A 22,387-nucleotide genomic window follows, 5' to 3' on the forward strand; every position below is an offset into this window, starting at 1 on the left:
GGCCCGTCGGTCGATCGGTCTTCGTCGTACCGACCGATACGATCGGTCGGGGGGATGCCACATGCAGACAGTCGGTCCGTACGCGCTGCACCGCAAGCTCAGCTCGTGCGAGCTGGGCGAGGTCTGGGCCGCACGGGACGCCGCCGAGCGGCCGTTCACCGTGGCCGTGCTCGCGCCGGCCGCCGCCGAGGGCGGCTGGCGGGAGGCGTTCGCCGCAGCGGCCAACACGCTGGCCCGTTCCGACGGCCTGCCGATCACCGGGGCCAACCACACCGGCCCGGTGCCCTGGGTGGCCTGCGCCGCCGAGCAGGGCGCCGGGGCCGCGCACGTCTTCCTCGCGCTGGGGCAGCGCCTCGTCCCGGCCGGGGAGCCCCCGGCTGCCGGCCCCCGGGTCGGGCCGCCCGGCGAGCCCGCCCCGGCGCGCCGGCCGGCCGCCGCAACGCCGGTCGCCGGGACACCGGTCGCCGCAGCCGGGGCACCGGCACCGGACGGGCACCGCGTCGACGGGTCGGCGGGCCCGGCCCGCCCGGGGCCGACCCCGCCGGGGGCACCCACCCCGTCGACCGGCACGGTCGCACCGGCCGGCACTGTCGCATCGACCGGCACTGTCGCATCGACCGGCACTGTCGCATCGACCGGGTCCGGCGCATCGGTCGCCGGCAGCGCGGTGCCGCCGGGTGCCGCACCCCACCCGACCGCCCCGACACACCCGCCGGCCCCGCACCAGGCCACCCCGGCGCAAGGCGGTCCGCAGCAGGGCGGTCCGCACCGGGCGGCCCCGCCGCAGGCAGTCACGCACCCGGCAGCCGCGCCGCAGGTCGGCCCCCACCAGATGGCCCGGCAGCAGGTGGGCCCCCACCAGGCGGTGCCCGCGCCGGTGGTGCCGCAGCGGGCGGGACCGCCGTACCCGCCGACGCCCCTCGCGGCACCGTTCCCGCCGGCACCGTTCCCGCCGGTCGCGGGTCCGGCGCGCGGGCGGGGTCGGGCCGTAATGTGGTCGGTGCTGGTGGCCCTGCTCGCGGCGGCGCTCGGGGCGGCGGGCGGCTACCTCGTCGCCGGCCGGACGGCCGACGGGCCGGCCACCGTCGCCGCGACGGCCTCCGCGACCCCGAGCGCCGACCTGGGGTTGCCGAGCACGCCGCCGCGTCGGCCGGGGGTGGAGCCGCCGGTCGGCGGCGGCTGGCCCGCCGGGGCGCCCACCTTCGCCGGGACCGAACCGACCCGGGAGATCACCGGCCTGGCCGGGGTCGACTTCAGCTTCCGGGTGCCCACCGGCTGGAGCTGCACCGAGGCCGGCCGTACCAGCGGTTCGGCGCACTACCGGTGCGGCGTCCCGGCCGCCGACGGGTCGATCATCGGTGGCGACCTGGTCGTCCGGCAGTGCCCCCGGCTCTGCACCGACGAGCGCCGCACCGCGCTGCGCCGGCAGGAGGAGGCATGGGGGTTGCAGTGGATCCGCAGCGGCGAGTTCACCACCTGGGCGGAGACCACCCGGGTGGACGGTACGCCGCGCTACGGGCTGGTCTACCTCTCCTACTGGCGCAGCGTGCCGGAGGACGCGATCGACAGGCAACTGGTGCTGCGGATGACCGCGCCGCCGGACCGCGCGGACGAGGTGCGCAAGGTGGCCGCCTCGGTGCGGGAGGCCACCTTCACCATCTGACGCGGGGGCGAGGCCACCCCCGGTCGACCGGTACCCTTCGACCGGACGTCGACGACGAACCGGTCCGTCCTTCCACGACCGAGCGGGGCCATGTGCGCATGCTGACTGTCTCCCCTGACCGAGCCGGGGCCTGTCCGACCATCACGGACGCGTTGGAGATCGCGCCGGACGACGCGGTCGTCTCGATCGTCCCCGGCGTCTACCCCGAATCGCTCCGGCTGGACGGCCGGCGGGTCCGGCTGGTGGCCGCCGGCGAGCCGGGCTCGGTCATCGTGGACGGTCGGGCCGCCGGACGCCCGACGGTGGCCTGCACCGGCGGCGAGGTGCTGTTGCAGGGGCTGGTCGTGCAGGCCGGCGACTATCCGGCGGTGGAGGCGGTCGGCGGCCGGCTGCGCATGGAGAAGTGCCAGGCCAGCGCCGGGTACGCCGCAGCCGTGTCGGTACGCGACGGGGCCCGGATCGAGGCCGTCGAGGTCACCGTCACCGGCGGCCAGCACGGGCTGGTCGTCTCGGACGCGGGCGGCACGGTCGAGCAGTGCGAGATCCGCGACGTCACCGACGACGGGATCATCGTGCGGCTCGGGGCCGACCCGACCATCCGCAACTGCACCGTCGGCGCCGCCGGCTTCCGGGGCGTGTACGTCTACCAGGCGGCCCGCCCCACCATCGAACGCTGCGACATCTCCGGCACCGGCGACGCCGGCATCGTGGTCGCGTTGCAGAGCAGCCCCACCATCGTGGACTGCTGGGTGCACGACACCCGGGGCGTCGGCATCGACGTCGGCCGGGGCTGCGGCGGCACGGTCGAGGGCTGCCGTACGGAGCAGACCGCCGCCCCCGGCGTCCGGATCGCGGAGGGGGCCAGCACCGTCCACCGGGCGGCGGAGGCGGGCGGGCGGCCGATGGCCGGGGTGAGCGCGGGCGGCGGGACGATCGGCCAGGACGAGCGGAAGGTCGAGGAACTCCTCGCCGAACTCGACTCGATGATCGGGCTGGCCGGGGTGAAGGCCGAGGTGCGTTCGCTGATCGATGAGATCCAGGTCAACGAGTGGCGGCGCAACGCCGGGCTGGCGGTGGGTGCGGTCAGCCACCACCTGATCTTCACGGGCGCGCCGGGCACCGGCAAGACGACGGTGGCCCGGGTCTACGGGCAGTTGCTCAAGGCCCTCGGGGTGCTGCCCAACGGCCAGTTCCGGGAGGTGTCCCGGCGGGACCTGGTCGGCCAGTACATCGGGCACACCGCCGAGAAGACCTCCTCGGTGTTCACCGAGGCGCTGGGCGGGGTGCTGTTCATCGACGAGGCGTACACCCTGTCCCGGGCCGGGGGTGCCGGCGGCGACTTCGGCCAGGAGGCGATCGACACCCTGGTCAAGCTGATGGAGGACCACCGGGACCAGGTGGCGGTGATCGTCGCCGGGTACACCACCGAGATGGCCGCCTTCCTGGACGCCAACTCCGGGCTGGCGTCCCGGTTCGCCAAGACGTTGGAGTTCGAGAACTACAGCCCGGTCCAGTTGGTCGACATCGTCGGCCGGATCGCCCGCAACGACGAGTACCTGCTCGCCGAGGGGCTGACCGACGGGCTGCTGGAGTGGTTCGGCCAGATCGAGCGGGACCAGAACTTCGGCAACGCCCGGGAGGCCCGCAAGCTGCTGGAGGGGATGCGCAAGGCGCAGTCCGGGCGGCTGCGCGCGCTGGGACGGATGCCGAGCCGGGACGACCTGCGCACCCTCGTCCTGGACGACCTGCTCGCCGCCACCCGGTGACCGGGATGTCGCCCACCGGGGGCACCGGTGCCCGCAGCGACGCGCCGACCGCCCTGATCGTCCGGGTCCGCGACGCGCCACCCGAGCCGGCCGCCCCGTGGCGGCCCACCGAGGCCGACCAGCCGGCCCCGCCGGAACCCCTGGACGCGCCCTGGCTGCGCCACCTGGCCCGGCTGCTGCCGATGGCGGTCGTCGCCGTCCTCGGCGGGATCGGGCTGAACCGGCCCGGCCTGTGGGAGGACGAGCTGGCCACCTGGGGCATGGTCACCGTCGGGTTCGACGACTTCGTGGCGGTGCTGCGCAACGTCGACGCCTCCATCGGCCCGTACTACCTGCTGATGCGTGGCTGGGTGGCGCTGGCCGGCAGCTCCGACGTCGCGTTGCGGGTGCCGTCGCTGCTGGCCATGGCGGCGGCGGCCGGCCTGGTCGCCGCGATCGGCCTGCGGATCGGCGGGCTGCGGGTCGGGCTGGTCGCCGGCCTGCTGTTCGCGGTGCTGCCGACCACCTCCCGGTACGCGCAGGAGGCCCGGCCGTACGCGTTCGCGGTGTGCGCCGCCGCGCTGGCCACCCTGCTGCTGGTCCGGCTGCTGGAGCGGCCCCGGTTCCTCCGTTACCTGGGGTATTCCGCCGTGGTGGCGTTGCTGGGGCTGATGCACCTGGTGGGCCTGCTGCTGCTCGTCGCGCACGCGCTGGTCGCCTGGCGGGGGGCGCAGCGCCGGCGGGGCTTCTTCGGCTGGCTCGGCGCGGCCGTGGCCGGCACGCTGCCCGTGCTGCCCGTCCTCTGGCTGGGCCGGCAGCAGACCGGTACGCAGATCAACTGGATTCCCCCGGTCACCCTGGACCGGCTGGTCGACACGCCGGAGGCGCTGTTCGGCGGGCCGCTGCTCGCCGGTGCGGTGCTCGCCCTGGCCTTCCTCGGCATGTCGATGCGGGAGCGGGCGGCGGTGGCCACCGCGTGGCTGGTGCTGCCCACCGTCGGCCTGCTGCTCGCCGCCCAGCTCACCCCGCTCTGGCTGCCGCGCTACCTGCTGTTCACGGTGCCGGCCTGGGCGCTGGTCGCCTCGCTGGCGTTGCGGCGCAGCTCGCTGCTGCGGGGCACCGCCGCGATGCTGGCGATCGGCCTGCTCGGCATCCCGGTGCAGGTCGAGATCCGGGGCGTCACCGGCCACAGCCAGGGCACCAAGGACATCGCCGCCGTGCTGCGGGCGCACGCGCGCCCCGGCGACACCCTGGTGTACGGCCCGTTCGACGCCGGTGACCAGCGCACCAGCCGGGACGCGGTGAACCGGTACGTCGACGAGAGCTGGCGACCCCGGGACGTGCTGATGACCGTACCGGCCCGCCGGCAGGGCACCCTGGGGGCGCGGGAGTGCGCCGACCGGGACGTACCGGTGTGTCTGGGTCGCCCGGAGCGGGTGTGGGTCGTCCGCAAGGGAGCCCTCGACGATCCGGTGCAGCGGATCGGGCCGGCCAAGGAGGCCGCGCTCAAGTCGTACGCCGTCGACCGCACCTGGCGGGTCCGGGGCTTCAGCATCGGGCTGCTGGTGCGTAAGCCGGAGGTGGGGAAGTGAGCACCCGGGCCGGCGCGGGGCGCGCCGACGAGACGACGGAGTTCCACCGTCCGGTGCTGCCACCCCGTCCCACCCCACCGGCACCACCGCCCGGCCCGGTGCCAGCCCGGGACGCGCACCAGCAGCGCACGCCGGCACCACCGCCCGACCCGGCAACCCCGCGCACGGCACCGCAGCGCGGACCGCTGCGGGACCCGGCGCAGCGTGCTCCGACGCCGCCGCCGTGGCCGGGGCGGACCGCAGGGGGTGGTCCGGTGGGACCGCCGACGCCCCGGGGCGGGACGACCGGGCCGGTGCCTCGGGACCCGGCCGTGCCGACGCCACGCGGGCCGAGGGCGGCTCCTCCCGCGCGTCCCTCGGCGGTGGTCCCCGCCTCGCGTGCCCCGCTGCCGGCCCCCGCTCCGGACGACCCGGTGACGGTGCCGACGCGTCGGGGTCCGGCGGCGGTGCCGACCCCGCGAATGCCGTCGGCGATGCCGACCCCTGCGGCACCGACCCCGGTGGGGCCGTCGGCGCGGGAGGCGGTGGCACCGGCGGCGCTCGGTCGACCGGTGACGGTCGACCCGTCCCTGCCGTTGCCGCCGGACGACGACGAGAAGGCCGCCTACCGGCACCGCCGGCTGCCGGTGCTGATGGTCACCTCGTTCGTCAGCTTCACCGGGCTGCTCACCAGCCAGCTGCTCTTCGTCCGGATGGCGCCCTGGCTGCTGTTGCTGCTGCCGCTGTTCGGCTTCACCGTCCTCTACTACCTGATCTCGGCGACGGTGAACATCGGCACGCCCGGGTTCGACCTGGACCGGCACCGTCGGCTGGTGCGCGACTTCCGGCCGCCCGTGCACCCGTCGGTGGACGTGTTCCTGCCGGTCTGCGGCGAGGCGACCGAGGTGCTCCGCAACACCTGGGAGCACGTCAGCCGGATGGTCGACCACTACCCGGGCCGGGTGCACGTCTACGTGCTCGACGACTCGGCGACCGACGAGCGGGAGGCGATGGCGCTCGCCTTCGGCTACGTCTACCAGCGCCGCCCCAACCGGGGCTGGTACAAGAAGGCCGGCAACATGCGGTACGCGTACCAGCGCACGCTGGGCGAGCACATCCTGGTGCTGGACGCCGACTTCACCCCCCGGCACGACATGCTCGACGAGATGGTGCCCTACCTGGCCGCCGAGCCGGATCTCGGGATCGTGCAGTCCCCGCAGTACTTCCGGGTGCACTCCGGGCAGGGCTGGCTGGAACGCGGCGCCGGGGCGGTGCAGGAGCTGTTCTACCGGATGGTGCAGGTGTCCCGGCAGCACCACGAGGCGGCGATCTGCGTCGGCAGCTGCGCGCTCTACCGCCGGGAGGCGCTCGACGCGATCGGCGGTTCCACCCTGATCGAGCACTCCGAGGACGTCCACACCGGGTTCGACATGCGGCGGCGCGGCTGGCGGCTGCGCTACCTGCCGGTGCCGCTGGCCACCGGCCTGTGCCCGGCCGACGTCAACTCGTTCTTCACCCAGCAGTACCGCTGGTGCGCCGGCTCGATGAGCCTGCTCGGGTCGACGAAGTTCTGGAACACCCGGATGCGGCTGCGCACCCGGCTGTCGTACCTCTCCGGGTTCTGCTACTACCTGCACACGGCGCTGTTCACCTTCGTCGGGCCGCTGGTGCCGATCGTGCTGCTGGCCTGGTTCCCGCAGTCGGTGGCCCCGGCCAACTACGTGTGGATCGTGCCCAGCCTGATCTACAACCTGGTGGTGTTCCCGCTGTGGCACCGGTGCGCATACCGGGTGGAGGCGTGGACCGTCAAGATGATCTACGGCTGGTCGCACGCCTTCGCCATCTGGGACCTGCTGCGCGGGCAGAGCATGGGCTGGCAGCCCACCGGCGGCACGGGACGGAAGAACAGGACGGGTCGACTGTGGTGGGGAATGGCCGTCTGCACGGCGGGCAGCGGAGCACTCTGGACCGGCCTGGCGGCCCACCGGATGATCACCGACGACCTGTGGACCTTCGCGCCGGCCTTCCTCGGTGGCGCGTTCTACCTGGCCGTCGCGTTGCAGGCGCTGCTGGTGAAGCCGGCGCGGGACATCCGGCCGGAGCGTTCCCGGTGACCTCCCGCCAACTGTTCACCATCGTGACGCTGTTCGTGATCGGGGTCTTCGGCTACGCCGCGCTCGCGCCCAGCCCCGCCAGCCGGCCGGCCCGCTTCGCCACCGAACCCAGCGCGTCGGCCTCCCCCACCGGCCCGCCCCCGGCGTACGACGTCCGCCCGCTGGTGCAACCGCAGGGCCGCTACCTGGGGGTGGCGCTGAGCGGGGCACCGCAGGACATGAGCCGGGTCGACCGGTTCGCCGACCTCGTCGGCAGCAAACCCAACATCATCACCATCTACGAGAGCTTCGACGACGAGTTCGCCGCCGCCGAGGTCCGCCGGGTCCACCGGTACGGCGCACTGCCGATCGTCCGCTGGGAGCCGTTCAAGGCGAAACTGAAGGACATCGCCGCCGGCCGGCACGACCCGTACCTGGTGGAGTTCGCCGTCGCGGTACGCCGGCTCAACCTGCCGGTCGCGCTCACCATCGCGCACGAGATGAACGGCCACTGGTACTCCTGGGGCGCGCACGACAACACCGCCAAGGAGTTCGTCGCCGCCTGGCGGCACATCCACGCCGTCTTCGCCCGCGCCGACGCCACGAACGTCATCTGGACCTGGACCCCGAACGTGGTCAACCCGGTCCCGTCGGTGAAGCTCGCCCCGCTCTACCCCGGCGACGCGTACGTGGACTGGGTCGGCATCGACGGCTACTTCACCCGGCGCGGCGAGCAGACCTTCGACGACCTGTTCGGACCCACCATCACGCAGGTCCGGAAGTTCACCACCCGGCCGCTGCTGATCGTGGAGACCGGGTCCGAGCCGGGCGCGATGCGCCGCCGGGCGGTCGACGAACTCTTCACCGCCATGCGGAAACGACCCGACCTGCTCGGGTTCGTCTACTTCAACCAGAAGGGCTCCGGCGACTGGGTGATCGACTCGGACAAGCCGGCGCTCGCCGCGTACCGGTCCGGGGCGGCGGCCGACCCCCGGATCGGTTTCCGGGTCAACTGACCCGGGCCGCCGGCCCACGGGCCCCGGGGCGCTGTGCCGGGTTCCTATGATGAGGGCGGCCTGCCGTGGGCGGGCCGCACGGGTCGACGCGTCTGGGGGGCAGCCGGAGATGACCGGAGCACCACGGCCGGCACGCGCCGCACTCCCGGCGGACGACCCCGACGCCCGGGTGCACCTGGCACCCCGCCGCCGGCCCGGCCGGATCGGCGAACTGCACGTGCTGCAACTGCTCCTGCTGGAGGCGGTGCTGCTCGGCGTCCTCGCCAGTGGACTGTTCGGGCTGCCGGTGCTGGTCGTCGCCGCACTGTGCGGCGTACTCCTGCTGACCGTGGTGTTCCTGCGCTCGCGGGGCCGCTGGTGGCTGGAGCGGCGGGCCCTGGCCCGGCACCAGCGGCGACGGGCCGCCGCGACGGTCCCGGTCGCCGCCGACCCGGGGTTGGACGCCCTGCAACGACTCGCGCCCGGCCTGTCGGTGGGCACCGTGGCGATGGCCGACGGTACGCGGATCGGGGTGGCCCGCGACGACGCCGGCTGGTTCGCGGTGGCCGCCGTCGACGGCTCCGGGCCGACCGGTGACGCGCCGGCCGGCCTGCCGCTGGACGTGCTGGCCACCGCACTGGCCGAGTCCGGCCAGCCGGGCACCGTGCTCCAGGTGGTGACCAGCACCGTGCCGGCCGGCGGTCCGACCGACGACCCGACCGCCCCGGCGCGGGAGTCCTACCGGCAGTTGCTGGCCGGCCTCGGCGGCACTCCGGTCCCGGCCGGCCGGGCGACCTGGGTGGCGGTCCGGCTGGACGCCCGCGCGCTGGCCGAGGCGGTCGGCGACTACGCGGTCGACCTGGGCGTAGCCCCCTCGGTGGTGGCCGCGCTGGCCCGCCAGACCGGCAGGTCGCTGCGCCGCAGCGGGGTCGAGCACCGGCTGTTGGACGCGCACGGCCTGCTCGCCGCCGTCGGCCGGTCCTGCGGCTTCACCCCCGGCGTCCCGGCCGGCGCGACCGACGTCCGCGAGGAGTGGTCGGCGTGGCACTGCGGGCCGCTCGCGCACCGCTCGTTCTGGATCCGGCGCTGGCCGCCGGTCGACCGGGCGGCGGCCATGCTCGGCTGGCTGGAGACACTGCCGGCGTCGCTGGTGACGGTGTCGTTGACGGTGGCCACGAACGGCCCGGGTGAGGATCTCGACCTGCGCGGCCTGGTCCGGGTGACCGGGCCGGCGGAGTTGCTGCCGCAGCTGTGCGGGCCGGCGGTCGACGGGGTACGGCAGGCCGGCGGGGAACTCTTCCCACTCGACGGCGAACACGGCCCGGCGGTGTACGCGTCGGCACCGACGGGAGGTGGCGCGGGATGACCGGCCCTGGTGACGACCGGCGTACGGCGGTGCCGGCCACCTTCGGCACCTCCCCCGACCAGCCGGCCGGACCGTACCGGGACCCGTCCGGCGGGCCGTACCCGCAGGGGCCGGCCGGTGAGCCGTACCCGGTGGGTGGGCCGGATCCGCAGGGGCCGGCGGTGGCCGGGGCGTACCCGGGTGGGGCGGTCGCCTCGGCCGCCGTACCGCCGCCGGTGGCCGCGCCACCGGTCGCCGCGCCGCCGGTCGGCGCGGACGCGCCGGTGCTGGGCGCGCCCCGCGCCCGGGTCGACGCGGAGGCCGACGCCGACACGACCGGCACCGCCGCCGCGACCGCGCTGGCCACCGCCGACCCGCTGACCCGGGCCCTGGCCAGTCCGCTGGCCGCCCCGCAGAGCCATCCGTCCGCTCCCCCCGGCCCACCCCCGACCCACCTCCCCGGGGTCGGGGACGCCCCCGGTCGGGGCGGGCCGTCCGGTCGGCTGCCCCGGCTGCGGATCGGCACCCACGCGGTTTCCCCGGCGGCTCTCGCCCGGCTCAGCCCGAGCCCGCTCCCGGCTGGTCTGGTGCTCGGTGCGGACCGCCGCCGGGCGGCGGTCACGATCCGGCTGTTCCGCCCGGAACCGACCCGGGTCGCCCTGGTCGGCGGGGTGTGGGCGGGTCAGCTCGTCGCCTTCCGGGCGCTGGCCCTCGGCGCCCGGGTCATCGTGGTCACCGCCGACCCGACCACCTGGGCCGGGTTCGGCCCGGCGGCGCTCGGCCGGGCCGCCGACCGGGTCGAGGTACGCGTCGACGACCGGCCGGCACCCGCCGCCGGCACCGCCCAGCAGCCCACCCTGATCGTGCGTGACCTGCCGCCCGGCGCGACCCGCCCGGCCGGGTTCGGGGCGGCGACGCCGGGTTCGTGGCAGGCCGAGCTGACCGTGCTGCGGCGGCTCGATCCGGGCACCGCGTCCGCCCTGCGCGACAGCGACCTCTGCGTGCTGCAACGGCTCTCCGCCGACGAGTCGGCGACCGCGCGGCAGGCGCTGCGGCTGCCCCCGGACAGCGGCCGGTTCCTCCAGGTGATGGCCGACGACATGCTCAGCCTGGTCGGCGGCGGCACGGACCGGCACCTGTGGATCAGTCAGACCCCGGTCGAGCAGCACCTGCTGGGCGCGCCGCGTCGCTGACCAGCAGCCGCGCGAGGCGCTTCTTCCGGCCGTTCTCGCGGACGATCCAGGCCACGTCGCCGTCGTCGACGGTGGCCAACGCCCGGAACGACGGCAGGCCACCGGCCGGATCGGCGGCCACCGCGACACTCCAGCAGTAGCCCAACGCCTGGCGCAGCGCCCGGACACCCTCGTCGCGGCGCTGGTCGGCCGGGAGGGCGGCCAGGCCCGCCGTCGCCTGTCCGCACAGGGCGACGGCGCGGGCGGCAGCCTCCGGAGCGGTCAGCAGGCGCGGTTCGCACACGGCCGCGACGGCCGCCCGCCGGACCAGCGGGTGCGGGTCCCCGACCCAGGCCGTGCCGAGGTCGAGCAGGCGCGGCAGGTCGGCGTCGCCGAGCCGCTGCAACGCCAGGGCCACCGCCTCGCGTACCCGCCAGCGGGGGTCGGTCGCGTGCTCGTGCAGGCGCGCCTCGATGCGCGTCCGGGCCCGGGCCGGCGGGCCGTCGGCCAGCAACCGGCCGAGGCCCAGCACACCGCAGAAGACCAGGTACTCGTCGTCGGTGGCGAGCAGACTGTCGAACGTGTCGGGCCCGCCCTCGTCGGCGACGGCCTGGGCGAGTTCGAGGTTGGCGCGCGGCCCCGGCAACCCCGAACGCTCCCGCAGGTACGCCGGCCACCGCCGGGGGCCGGCCGCCCGCAACTCGACCCGGTACTGGTCACGGCGGCTCACCAGCGCAGCGTAACCCGCCCGACCGGGGCGGGCCGCCCGCTCCGGTGAGCCGGTCGCCGTCGCGCGGGACAGCGGTATCGGAGCAGCCGACACCGCTCTGTCCCGGCCCCGTTGAGTCGATCATGACGCGCCCCGGCAGGGTCACGTCAGCCGACCGGGGGCGGCACCAGGGGGAGCTGGACCAGTCGGGCACCGTGCCGGCGGGTGAACAGCCAGCCCCGGCCGGCGGGCAGCCGCTGCGGCTTGACGGTGCCGAACAGCGCGCCCTCCTCGCGCGGCCCGGACATCATGATGCCCGGGGAGGCGAGTTCCCTGATCCGCCCGATCACCGGGTCGAACATGGCCCGCCCGGCACCGCCGATCCGCCGGGTCAGCACCAGGTGCAGGCCGATGTCGCGGGCCTGCGGCAGGTACTCCAGCAGCGGCGCGAGCGGGTTGAGCGCCGCCCCGGCCACCAGGTCGTAGTCGTCGACCAGCAGGTAGAGTTCCGGGCCCTTCCACCAGCTGCGGTCGCGCAGCTGCTCGGCGGTGACGTCCCGCCCCGGCAGCCGCTCCCCCATCACCGTGGCCACCTGCTTGACCAGGTCGGCGGTGACCTGCGGGGAGGTGCCGTAGCCGATCAGGTGCTCGGATTCGACCGCGCCGAGCAGGCTGCGCCGGAAGTCGACCAGGATGATCCGGGCCGCCGCCGGGTCGTTGCCCTCGACGATGCTGCGGGCCAGCCCACGCAGGAAGGTGCTCTTGCCGCACTCGACGTCCCCGAAGAGCAGCAGGTGCGGTTCGGCGGTGAAGTCGAGGCGTACCGGCTGGAGGTCGGTCTCGGCGATGCCGATCGGGATCACGCCGCCCTGCGCGGCGGGCAGCGCCTCGTAGGGCAACTCGGCGGGGAGCAGCCGGACGGCCGGGGCACCCGCCGACGTCCAGTGCTGCTGCACCCGCTTGACCAGGTCGGCCAGCGCGTCCGGCAGGTCGTCGACCACCGGCCGGCCGTCGAGGCGGGGCAGGCCGGCGAGGAAGTGCAGGCCGTCGGGGGTCAACCCGTGGCCGTGCTGTTCCGGCACGTTCACTGCGGCCCGCCGGTTGATCACCGAGTCGGCCGGCTCGCCGAGGCGCAACTCCACCTTCGCGCCGAACATGTCCCGCACCGCCGGCCGGACGTCCATCCACCGGTTGGTGGCGGCCAGGATGTGGATGCCGTAGCCGAGACCCCGGTTCGCCAGCTCGGTGACCAGGGGTTCAAGGTCCTCGAACTCGCCCCGCAGCGCCGCCCAGCCGTCCACCACCAGGAACACGTCACCGAACGGGTCCTCGGAGAACCGGCCCTCGCGGCGGGCCCGCCGGTAGGCCGCCGCGCCCTCCACCGCATGTGTGGTGAACAACGCGTCCCGGGCCTGCATCAGCCCGTGCAACTCGGCGATGGTCCGGCGGACCTTGTCCACCTCGCGCCGGCTGGCCACCCCGCCGACGTGCGGCAGGCCGGCCAGCGCGGCCAGGGTGCCGCCGCCGAAGTCCAGGCAGTAGAACTGCGCCTCGCGCGGGGTGTTGCCCAACGCCAGGCTGGTGACCAGGGTACGCAGCAGGTTGCTCTTGCCGGTCTGCGGTGCGCCCACCACCATCACGTTGCCGGCCGCCCCGGCCAGATCCAGCCAGAGCGGGTCGCGGCGCTGCTCCAGCGGCTTGTCGACGATGCCGGCCACGCCGTGCAGCGCACCGTGCCGGTCCTCGGCGGCGATGGTCAGGCCCCGCACCGGGGACACCTGCACCGGTGGCAGCAGCGCGTCGAGGGTGGGCGGTTCCTCCAGCGGCGGCAACCAGACCTGGTGGGCGGCCGGCCCGCGCCCCTCCATCCGGGCCACGAGCACGTCGAGCAGGCTCTCCCCGACGTGCTCGTCGACCGGGGCCTCCGTCGGCTCGTCCGGGACGTCGTCGGTGGCGAGCGGGGCGTAGTCGGTGGTGTAGTCGCGGACCGGGTCGATCAGCCGGCCGCCGACGGTGGGCACCCCGCCGTGCTGCCGGACCGCCCCCGAGACGTACGCGGCCTTGAACCGGATCAGCCCCTCGGTGCCGGCCTTGAGGTAGCCGTGCCCCGGCGAGCGGGGCAGCTCGTAGGCGTCCGCCACGCCGAGCACCGCCCGGGACTCCATCGAGGAGAACGTCCGCAGGCCCAGCCGGTACGACAGGTGCGTCTCCAGGCCGCGCAGCCGCCCCTCCTCCAGCCGCTGCGAGGCCAGCAGCAGGTGCATGCCCAGCGACCGGCCCACCCGGCCGATCTGCACGAACATGTCGATGAAATCCGGTCGGGCGCTGAGCAGCTCGCTGAACTCGTCCACCACGATCAGCAGGCTGGGCAGCGGGGCGAGCGGCACCCCGGCCGCGCGGGCCCGCTCGTAGTCGCGCTGCGAGGCGTAGTTACCGGCCCGACGCAGCAGCTCCTGCCGGCGGGTGATCTCGCCCTGGATCGCGCCGAGCATCCGGTCGACCAGGAACAGCTCGTCGGCCAGGTTGGTGATCACGGCGCTGGTGTGCGGCAGCCGGTCCAGCGCGGCGAACGTCGCGCCGCCCTTGAAGTCGACCAGCACCAGGTTGAGGATTTCCGGGCTGTGCGTCACGGTCAGCGCCAGCACCAGCGTCCGCAGCAGCTCGCTCTTGCCGGAGCCGGTCGCGCCGACCAGCAGCCCGTGCGGGCCCATCCCCTCCTGGGCGGACTCCTTGAGATCCAGCTCGATCGGCCGGCCGTTCTCGTTGACCCCGATCGGCACCCGCAGCCGGCTGCGGTTGGGGCGGCTGCCCCAGGCGTCGGCCAGGTCCAGCTCGTAGGGGTCGCCGAGGCCGAGCAGGTCGGCCAGCCCCAGGTCGGTGGCGACGGCCGGCTGGTCGGCGTACGAGGCGGCGGAGAGCCGCAGCGGCGACAGCTCCCGGGCCAGCACCTCGGCCCGCGCCGGATCGAGCGTGTCGGCCCGGCCCACCCGGGTGGCACCGTCCATCGTGGTGCCCGAGATGGTGCCGTCGTCGGCGACGTCGAGCACCACGGAGGTCTCGTCGAGCAGGCGCGGCGGCCGGCCGGTGAGGTCCAGCAGGGTCACCCCGGCGACGCCGCCCTCGGTCATCAGGTGGTCGGAGCCGGCGACCTGCCCGCCGTCGACCACCACCAGCACGTACGGCGTGACCGCCGCCGTCGCCGTCGGGTCGAAGCGGGGCCGGTTGGCCAGCACGTCGACGAGCATCGCCTCCAGCGCCACCACGGTCGGGGCGAACAGCCGGATCGGGCCCACCGCGTCCAGCTTCGTCGGGTGCTGGGCGTGCGGCAGCCACTTCGCCCACTCCCACCCGTCCCGCCGGTCCGCGCCGACGCAGAGCGCGACCAGCAGGTCGTCGGGGGCGTGGAAGGTGGTCAGCTGGGCCACCACCGCGCGGACCAGCCCCCGTACGGCGTCGTCGGCCCCGCGCAGGTACACGTGGGAGAAGTCGCGCAGGGCGATCGCCACCGGCAGGTCGGGCACCACCGAGTAGGTGGCGACGAACCGGCGCAGCGCCACCGCGCACAGCGGCTCCAACTCGTCCACCGGGCGGGTCTGCGGCGGGATCAGCGGGGTGGCGACCTCCTGCGGGCCGAGCCCGATGCGGACCACGCTGAAGTCGGCGTCACCCCGCCGACGTTCCCACAACCGGCCACTGGTCACGGTGGACCAGAGCGAGTCCGGGTCGGGGTGCCGGTAGTGGATGGCCTCCCGCTGCTGGCGTACCGTCGCGCGGACCTGGGCCCGCAACTGGGCGAGGCGGCGCATGTACTGGCGGCGGGCCTCGATCATCTCGCGTTTGCCCGGCCCCGACTGGTTGACCGCCATCACGGCGATCATGCCGAGGATGGAGATCCCGTACATGCCACCGACCACATAGGTCATCACCCCGCCGCGCTGCATGCCCATCATCAGGCCCATCGCCGCGGCACCCGCCGCCATCGGCAGGATCATCAGCATCCGGGTCCAGCCCCGGCCACCGGCCGCCGGCACCTCCGGCGGCGGGTCGAGGAGCACCTCCCCGGTCGGCAGCGGGGGCGCCGGCCGGCGGGGTGGACGCTTGACGACCACCAACGACGACATCTCCCCCGTACCTCCCACCACGTAGGTCTCCGGCGGCCCACTCTATCGACCGGTCGCCCCTGGCAGGGACCGCCGCCCGTCGTCGGACGGCCACCCGACAAGGCGGCGCGACCGTGCTACGTTGACCGCCGCGGAAGGCCCAGGAGGCAACCGCGCGGACGCGTGGCACACGGGGAGGTGACCAGCGTGACGGCCCCGGGCGGTCTCAGTCTGGCCAGGGTGACCATCGCCGCTCCCCAGCGGCGGATGGACGTGGCGTTGCCCAACGGCATGCTCGTCGGGGAACTCCTGCCGCACCTGCTCCGGCACGCCGGGGAGGGCCTCGGCGACGTCGGCGAACAGCAGGGCGGGTGGGTGCTGCGACGGGCCACCGGCACCCTGCTGGAGGCCACCCGCAACCTCGCCGTGCAGGGCGTCCGCGACGGCGAGCTGCTGCATCTCACGCCCGGCCGCGACGAGTGGCCCGAGCTGGCGTACGACGACGTGGTCGAGGTGATCGCCAGCGGCGCGCGGCGTACCGGTCGGTCGTGGAGCGACGACGCCACCCGGCGGGCCGGGCTGGCGGTCACCGCCGCCCTGCTCGGGATCGGGCTGGTCGCGTTGACGACGGTCGGCGCGCCGTGGCGTACCCCGGGGTTGCTGGCGTTGGGGGTCGCGGCGCTGCTGGCGGTCGTCGGGCCGGTGCTGTCGCGGGCCGTGCCCGACGCCACCGCCGGTGCCGTGGTGGCCGCCGCCGGCCTGCCCTACGCGCTGCTCGGTGGGGCGCTGCTCGTCGCGCCGGACGGCGCACGGCTGGTCGACCTGGGGGCGCCGAGCCTGCTGCTCGGCTCCGCCGCGCTGCTGGTCTTCGGCATCGTCGGCTACGCGGCGGTGGGCGGGGTGCAGCGGCTGTTCATGGCGGGGGCGGCGGCCGGGCTCACCGGCGTGCTGGCCGCGTCGCTCTGCTACGCCGGAGTCTCCCCCGCCGGTGCGGCGGCGGCGACGCTGACCACGGTGATCGGGCTGCTGCCCGGCTACCCGCTGATCGCCGGCTGGTTGGGCAAGCTGCCGGTCCCGGAGCTGCCCGACCGGCCGGAGGAGATCCTGAAGGACCGGCCGGTGCCGGAGCGGGCGAGGGTCTTCGTGACCGTGGCGCGGGCCACCGAACTGCTCACCGGGATGCTGCTGTCCGCCTCGGTCTGCGGTGCGCTGGCCATCGCGTTCCTGCTGACCGGGGACCGTACCCCGGCCGGCGCGCTGCTGGCGCTCTGCGGGGCCGGCGCGCTGCTGCTGCGTGGGCGGCTCTTCCCCACCGCCGCGCAGCGGGTGCCGCTACTGGTCAGCGGCCTGACGGGGCTGTCGTCGCTGGCCGTCGCCGCGCTGCTGGGCACCGCGCCGGGCGGTGGCCGGGTGCTCGTCTGGCTCGGTGTGGTCGCCGCGGCGGCGCTGACGCTGGTCGCCGGGCTGGTCTACAGTCGACGCCGGCCGTCGCCCTACCTGGGCCGGGCCGCCGACATCGCCGACGTGATCGCCATCATGGCGTTGATCCCGCTGGCCTGCGCGGTCATCGGCCTGTTCGGGGCGATCCGGGGGATGTTCGCCTCGATCGGCGGGTGAGACGACGATGACGACGCGGCGGGACCAGCTCCAGTCGTACCAGTTCATGACCCAGCGGGTGATGTCCGCGTTCGTGATGCGCGAGACCGACCCGCAGCAGTCGCCGCTGCGCCGGGGCATCGGCGCGCTCTTCGGCGGGTTGATGGTCGCCGTCCTGGTCGCCGCCGGGGTGGGCATCTACGGGCTGCTCACCAAGGTCGGCGGGAACAGTTGGCGGCAGCCCGGCGCGGTGGTGGTCGAGAAGGAGAGCGGCGCGACCTACATCTACCTGGACGGTCGGCTGCACCCGACGCTCAACTACGCCTCCGCGCTGCTGGCCGCCGGCCGCCCCGGCACCCCGGTGGTCCGCGTCTCCGCCAGCACCCTCGGCACGGTGCCGCGCGGGGTGACGATGGGCATCCCGAACGCCCCCGCCTCGCTGCCGGCCGCGAACCGGCGGGCCGGTCTGCCGTGGACGGTCTGCTCCACCCCGACGACCGACGACACCGGCCGCACCACCGACACGGTGACCCTGGCGTTGGCCGCCCGCCCGGCCGGTGGGCGGGGCGTCGGCGACGACGGGCTGCTCGTCAAGGACGCCACGCTGGGCATGAACTACCTGGTCTGGCACGGCCGCCGGCACCTGGTGCAGGGCTCCCGGGTGGTCGTGCCCGCCCTGTTCGGGGCGGTCACCCCGACCCCCGTCGGCACCGCCTGGTTGAACGCGCTGCCCGCCGGGGTGGACCTCGCCGCGCTGCCGGTCGCCGACCGGGGGGACCCCTCCCGGGAGGTGTCCGGGCGACGCAACGGCGACGTGCTGGTCGCCCAGACCGCCTCCGGCCCGCAGCACTACCTGGTGCTCGCCGACGGGGTCGCCCCGATCACCCCGGTGCAGCAGGCCATCCAGGCCGGCCAGTCGGGGCGGCAACCCGTCCCGGTCGCCGTCTCCGACGTCACGTCGCTGCCGAAGAGCCAGCGGGTCCCCCGCCCGCCGGACCGGGGCCAGCCGCCCGCCACCCCGCCGAAGCTGCTCGGCCCGGAGCCGGGGCAGCAGATCTGCGCCGCCACCTCCGACGCCGGCACCCCGCCGGAGTTGACCGTGGGCGGCACCGTGCCCGACGCGGACCGGGCCGCGCCTACCGGTTCCGTCTCCCCCGACGGCATCCCGCTGGCCGACCGGATCGCCGCCCCCGCCGGCCGGGTCACCGTGCTGCAACTGCTCGGCAGCCCCGGCGCGTACAGCATCGTCACCGACCTGGGCATCCGGTACCCGGTGCCGTCCGCCGAGGCGTTGCGCCTGCTCGGCTACCCGGCGGAGGGGGCGCTGACGGTGCCGCCGGGCCTGACCATGCTGGTGCCGACCGGCCCCACCCTGGACCCGCTGGCCGCGGTCCGGCCCGCGCCGATCACCACCGGCGGCTGACCGGCCCCGCCGCACCGGACCGCCTGCCGTGGAAGGTCAGCGGCCGGGCGGCGGATCGTCGAAGAGCTGCACCGGCGGACCCGGTTCGGTCGGCGGCGTCGACCGGGCGGGTGCCGGCGCGACGGCCGGCCGCCAGCGGCGACGCCGTACCCGGGGCAGGGTCAGCGCCACGGCGCACACCACCAGGACGGTGACGAGGGCGAGCGCGGTGCCGGCCAGGGCGATCCGCCGGCTCTCCCGTACCGCCGGGTCGGGGCGGTCGTCGGCGGGCCGGAACCGGGGCAGCGGGGCCGGCCGGGCCTGTGGCAGCAACTGGTCGTTGACCGCCCCGTACGGGTTGACCGTGCCGTGGCCGTACTCGGTGCGGTCGGCACCGGGGACCGCCGTCACGGTCAACAGCCGGACCAGTTCGCCGCGCGGCGTACCGGACCGCTTGGCGAGGGTGAGCGCCCCCGCGCCGGCCACGAAACCACAGGCCAGTGCGGTGCCGTCGGCGGCCTCGACCAGTCCGGCACCGCGCTGGGTGGTGGTCACCGCCGCGCCCGGCGCGACCAGGTCCAGGTACGGTCCGTACTGCGACTTCGGCCAGCGCCGCCCGTCCGGGCCGATCGCCCCGACGGCGAGCACCTCCGGGTAGCCGGCCGGGTAGGGCACCGGGTTGCCGTCCCCGCCCCGGTCACCGCTGGCGGCCACCAGCAGGACACCCCGCTCGACGGCCCGCCGCACCGAGGTCCGCAGGGTTGCGCTGTCCCGGTCGGCGGCCACGGTCACCGCGACCACCCGGGCGTCCCGGTCGACCGCCCAGTCGATGCCCCGGGCGAGCACCGCCGGGTCGACCGGGGTGGCCCCGAACGCCCGGTCGTCGACCACCCGTACCGGCAGCACCCGGGCGCTCGGCGCGAGGCCCGCGAACGGCGACCCGTCGGCCTGCCGGGCGACGATCAGCCCGGCCACCCGGGTGCCCTGCCCGGTGCAGTCGGTGTCGGCCGGGCCGCTGCCCCGGACCGCGTCGAAGCCGCTGCCGACCCGCCCCCGCAACTGCGGATGGTCGGCGTCCACCCCGGAGCCGAGCACCGCGACGGTCACCCCGGCCCCCTGGCTGAACGGCCACACCTGCTCCGGGGCGAGCACCTGCTGCGCCCAGGACGGCGTGCCGACCTGCCCGCCGGCCGGCGCGCACCCGGGTGCCGCCGGGGCGGGCCGCACCGGGCAGGCCAGGGTCGCGGCGACGAGCCCGACGACGAGCCCGCCCACCACCGGACGCGCCCGGCCGGCCGCCGTCACCCGACGTCGCCCCCGCCGGGTCGCGTCGCCGGTCGGCGGCGATCCGGCGGCAGGACGGCGACCGCCCGTACCCGTCCGGTCGTCCGGTTGCCGGCGGACCGGCGCGTACCCCGTCATGTGTTCCTCCGTCCCGGTCTCACGCCGCCGGCCGTCGGCGGGCGGGCGGCAGCGCCGACCCGGTCCGCCCGTCGTCGACCCGACCGACCCGGCTGTCGGCCACCGCGCCGACGGCCAGGTCACGCAGCGACCCGGGCACCGCCCGCAGGGCATGCCAGAAGACGCCGAAGCTGTCGGCGCAGCGGTGCAGCAGCCGGGCGGTCACGTCGGCGGCGGTGTCGTCGTCGCGGGCCCGGGGATCGTCGTCGTCCCAGTACCAGACCGACCCCTCGTCGCCGCCCGCCACCCGGACGGCGAGCAGGCCGCCCTGCACGTGCCCGACGGCCAGGAAGTCGGCGGTGAACCGGTCGGTGAACCAGGCGTTGGCGTGGCAGAGGTCCTGCATCCAGTCGGCCCGGACCACGCCGAACAGCGGCTGGTCGACGACGAACCCGAACCGGGGGTGCACGGCCGGCCAGTCCGGCCAGCCGCCGTTGGTGCGGGCCAGGAAGTCCCGGTAGCCGGCCGGCAGGGCGAAGCCGAGCCGCTGCTCGATCCGGGTCACCGCCTGCGGGGTGAGCCGTTCGGCGAACCGCAGCGGCGGCGGGGTGGCCGTGTCCACCGGCAGGCCGCGGCGGCGGGGGTCGGCGTCGCCGGTACTCACCCCGCCCAGGTGCCGCAGCGCCGCGTGCAGTTCCGCCGGCACCAGCGCGACCCGCCGGCTGCGCGCCAGGTGCGCCCAGACCCACCCCGCCGGGGTACGTCCCGACGCCTGCGGATCGGCCGGGTCCGGCACCGCCAGGTTGGCGGTGAGCACGTCCAGCACCCGGGCCTCGTCCAGCCCGATGCCCGGTGGCAGCGGCGGCAGCTCGACCACCGCCCGCGCGTACGGCGTCCAGTCGGGAAAGCCGTACGGGTCGACCGGCACGCCCTGCCGGTAGCGGACCCGCAGCATCGGCGCGACCGGGTGGGCCACCCCGAAGGCGTACCGGGCTGCGGGGATCGGCCCGGCCCCGCTCACCGGCCCCACCCGTCACCGGCCGACCGCCCGGCGACGGCCCCGTCGGGGGCCGTCCCGTCGGGGGTGGGCCAGAGCAGGAGGAACGGGACCTGGTCGGCGGGGACGGTGACGCCGGCCGGGGAGTCCGGGTCGACGGCCAGGGCGTGCCCCGGCGGCCAGACGGTGAGCAGGGCGGCCAGCGTGGCCCGCAGGCTCGGCGTGCCGTCCGGGTAGGCCCGCGCGAACCGTTCCGGGGCGGTGAACACCTCGATCACCGGCGTCTCCCCCGCGCCGACCGCACGCCACGGGAAGTCCGGGTCGACCAGCCGGGCCGGGTCGGGCACCGGGGCGGCGGTGGGCAGCACCACCAGCGCGTCGAGCAGCGCGTCGAGGTAGCCGACGGAGTCACCCCGTTCGGCCGCGTCCCGCAACAGCGCGGCGGTGTCCGGCTCGTCCGCCGGACCGGGGGCGGGGGCCGGCGGGGCGAACGCGGTGGCCGGGTCGTCCGGCCCGTCGGCCGTCGCGGCGACGATCTCGTCGTCGGCCGCCGCCTCGGCCAGCTCGGTGAGCAGCTCCGCCCCGGCGGGCACGGTCAGCTCGCCGGCCGCCGCCGCCCGGACCGCCTCCACCGGCAGGTACGCGTCCAGCGGGGTGCCCGGGTTGACCGCCAGCCGCCAGCCGGCCACCGGCCACCGCTCGCACAGCTCGTCGTACCCGGTCACGGTGTACGCGTCGGCGACCCCGGCGACCTGCGGCGCCATCGCCTCCAGCGAGGTGAACACGGGCAGGAACGGCGCTCCGAAGAGGTCCATCGTGACGAACCGCTGCCCGCCGTCGGCCGGGTCGTCGTCGCGCACCTGCGGAAGGAACAGCTCGGCCCGGGTGAGGATGCGGAAGAACCCGGTGCGGTCGTCTTCGCGCGCCGCGCGCAGCAACGCCCGTTCGGTGTCGTTGGCCGGCTGCCACGACTCGTCCACGACGGGTCTCCCTCCCTGCCCGGTGCCGACCTGAGCCTAGCGATGTCCCGCCTGCGGGCGGGACCCGCAGCGGGCGCACGCTAGGCTACGGGCCGGTCGCCGTCCGCCGACGTTCCGCAGGAGGTTCCATGCGACGTGTCGTCGCGGTCGTCGCCCTGGCCGCCACTGTGGCCGGTTGTTCCGCCGACCCGTCGCCCGCCCCGGCACCGGCCCCGGTGGAGTACGTGGTCACGCTCACCGTCGAGGTGGTCGGCGGCGGAGGTGGGCTGTTCGGGATGGCGGTCACCTGGGGGCACAGCGCGCTGGAGACACAGTCCGCCACCAGCCTGACCTGGGCCTGGTCCCACGCGGTGACCCTGCGCTATCCCGACGTGGAACGGGTGTGGGTGGCGGCGACGCCGCAGGCCCGGCCGGGGGTCGACGAGCGGTTGGCGTACGCCGGCGGGATCCCGACGTTGCACTGCACGATCCTGTTCGGCGACCGGATCGTCGAGGAGCGGACAAGCATCTCCCCGACGTGCGCGGCGAACCTGTCGGCCGGCCCACCGGCCGGCAGAACCCCCACCCCCGCGCAGCGGTCGGGCGGCACCGCCGACTGATCTCCGTCCACCCCCGACG

General features: G+C 75.8%; 15 protein-coding genes. 10 read left to right on the plus strand and 5 right to left on the minus strand.

Annotated elements, in window-relative coordinates; all coding sequences use genetic code 11:
* Window positions 1-61: 61 nt before the first annotated feature.
* The 7 genes from FJK98_RS27525 to FJK98_RS27555 all read left to right on the plus strand — a co-directional run bounded on the left by FJK98_RS27525 (window position 62) and on the right by FJK98_RS27555 (window position 10,605).
* Window positions 62-1,663 (plus strand): hypothetical protein, encoded by a 1,602-nt coding sequence (locus FJK98_RS27525; protein ID WP_145921553.1) that lies wholly within the window; start codon window positions 62-64, stop codon window positions 1,661-1,663.
* A gap of 98 nt (window positions 1,664-1,761) precedes the next feature.
* Window positions 1,762-3,429 carry a right-handed parallel beta-helix repeat-containing protein gene (locus tag FJK98_RS27530; protein WP_145921554.1) on the plus strand — a complete coding sequence of 556 codons (1,668 nt, stop codon included), beginning with the start codon at window positions 1,762-1,764 and terminating at the stop codon, window positions 3,427-3,429.
* Between the two features lie 5 nt (window positions 3,430-3,434).
* Complete coding sequence (locus FJK98_RS27535; RefSeq protein ID WP_145921555.1) at window positions 3,435-5,000, plus strand: glycosyltransferase family 39 protein; 1,566 nt, start codon at window positions 3,435-3,437, stop codon at window positions 4,998-5,000.
* Between the two features lie 473 nt (window positions 5,001-5,473).
* On the plus strand, window positions 5,474-7,093 hold the full coding sequence (locus tag FJK98_RS27540) for a glycosyltransferase family 2 protein (RefSeq protein WP_205789246.1): 1,620 nt from the start codon (window positions 5,474-5,476) through the stop codon (window positions 7,091-7,093).
* Window positions 7,090-8,088 carry a glycoside hydrolase family 26 protein gene (locus FJK98_RS27545; RefSeq protein ID WP_145921556.1) on the plus strand — a complete coding sequence of 333 codons (999 nt, stop codon included), beginning with the start codon at window positions 7,090-7,092 and terminating at the stop codon, window positions 8,086-8,088. Before FJK98_RS27540 ends, FJK98_RS27545 begins: the two co-directional genes overlap by 4 nt.
* Window positions 8,089-8,197: 109 nt before the next feature.
* Window positions 8,198-9,433, plus strand: a complete 1,236-nt coding sequence (locus FJK98_RS27550) for a type VII secretion protein EccE (RefSeq protein ID WP_168222560.1) — start codon at window positions 8,198-8,200, stop codon at window positions 9,431-9,433.
* The gene (locus FJK98_RS27555; protein ID WP_145921558.1) at window positions 9,430-10,605 is read left to right on the plus strand and encodes a hypothetical protein; all 1,176 of its coding nucleotides are present in this window, start codon (window positions 9,430-9,432) and stop codon (window positions 10,603-10,605) included. Before FJK98_RS27550 ends, FJK98_RS27555 begins: the two co-directional genes overlap by 4 nt.
* On the opposite strand, the gene FJK98_RS27560 is transcribed toward FJK98_RS27555, so the two are convergent.
* Both FJK98_RS27560 and eccCa read right to left on the minus strand, forming a co-directional pair.
* Window positions 10,556-11,314, minus strand: a complete 759-nt coding sequence (locus FJK98_RS27560) for a HEAT repeat domain-containing protein (protein WP_145921559.1) — start codon at window positions 11,312-11,314, stop codon at window positions 10,556-10,558. The two genes, FJK98_RS27555 and FJK98_RS27560, sit on opposite strands and share 50 nt — an antisense overlap.
* Window positions 11,315-11,460: 146 nt before the next feature.
* Window positions 11,461-15,414, minus strand: coding sequence for a type VII secretion protein EccCa (gene eccCa, locus FJK98_RS27565; protein ID WP_145923032.1), 3,954 nt, complete (start codon window positions 15,412-15,414; stop codon window positions 11,461-11,463).
* A gap of 186 nt (window positions 15,415-15,600) precedes the next feature.
* Between eccCa and eccD the strand changes: the two genes are divergently transcribed.
* Window positions 15,601-17,010, plus strand: a complete 1,410-nt coding sequence (eccD, locus tag FJK98_RS27570; protein WP_145921560.1) for a type VII secretion integral membrane protein EccD — start codon at window positions 15,601-15,603, stop codon at window positions 17,008-17,010.
* Between the two features lie 7 nt (window positions 17,011-17,017).
* On the plus strand, window positions 17,018-18,412 hold the full coding sequence (gene eccB / locus FJK98_RS27575) for a type VII secretion protein EccB (RefSeq protein WP_145921561.1): 1,395 nt from the start codon (window positions 17,018-17,020) through the stop codon (window positions 18,410-18,412).
* A gap of 36 nt (window positions 18,413-18,448) precedes the next feature.
* Here the strand turns inward: eccB and FJK98_RS27580 are convergent, their stop codons facing one another.
* The 3 genes from FJK98_RS27580 to FJK98_RS27590 are packed head-to-tail and all read right to left on the minus strand — an operon-like array spanning window position 18,449 to window position 21,769.
* Window positions 18,449-19,813: a S8 family serine peptidase gene (locus tag FJK98_RS27580; protein ID WP_168222561.1), complete on the minus strand. Its 1,365-nt coding sequence runs from the start codon at window positions 19,811-19,813 to the stop codon at window positions 18,449-18,451.
* A 19-nt stretch (window positions 19,814-19,832) separates the two neighbouring features.
* Window positions 19,833-20,813 (minus strand): SMI1/KNR4 family protein, encoded by a 981-nt coding sequence (locus FJK98_RS27585; protein WP_305070082.1) that lies wholly within the window; start codon window positions 20,811-20,813, stop codon window positions 19,833-19,835.
* Window positions 20,810-21,769, minus strand: coding sequence for an SseB family protein (locus tag FJK98_RS27590; protein WP_145921563.1), 960 nt, complete (start codon window positions 21,767-21,769; stop codon window positions 20,810-20,812). Before FJK98_RS27590 ends, FJK98_RS27585 begins: the two co-directional genes overlap by 4 nt.
* 128 nt (window positions 21,770-21,897) lie before the next feature.
* Here FJK98_RS27590 and FJK98_RS27595 point away from each other — a divergent pair, with 128 nt between their 5' ends.
* Complete coding sequence (locus FJK98_RS27595; protein WP_145921564.1) at window positions 21,898-22,368, plus strand: hypothetical protein; 471 nt, start codon at window positions 21,898-21,900, stop codon at window positions 22,366-22,368.
* Window positions 22,369-22,387 lie beyond the last annotated feature (19 nt).

This window comes from Micromonospora sp. HM134, assembly GCF_007833915.1.
Classification (GTDB): Bacteria; Actinomycetota; Actinomycetes; order Mycobacteriales; family Micromonosporaceae; genus Micromonospora; species Micromonospora wenchangensis.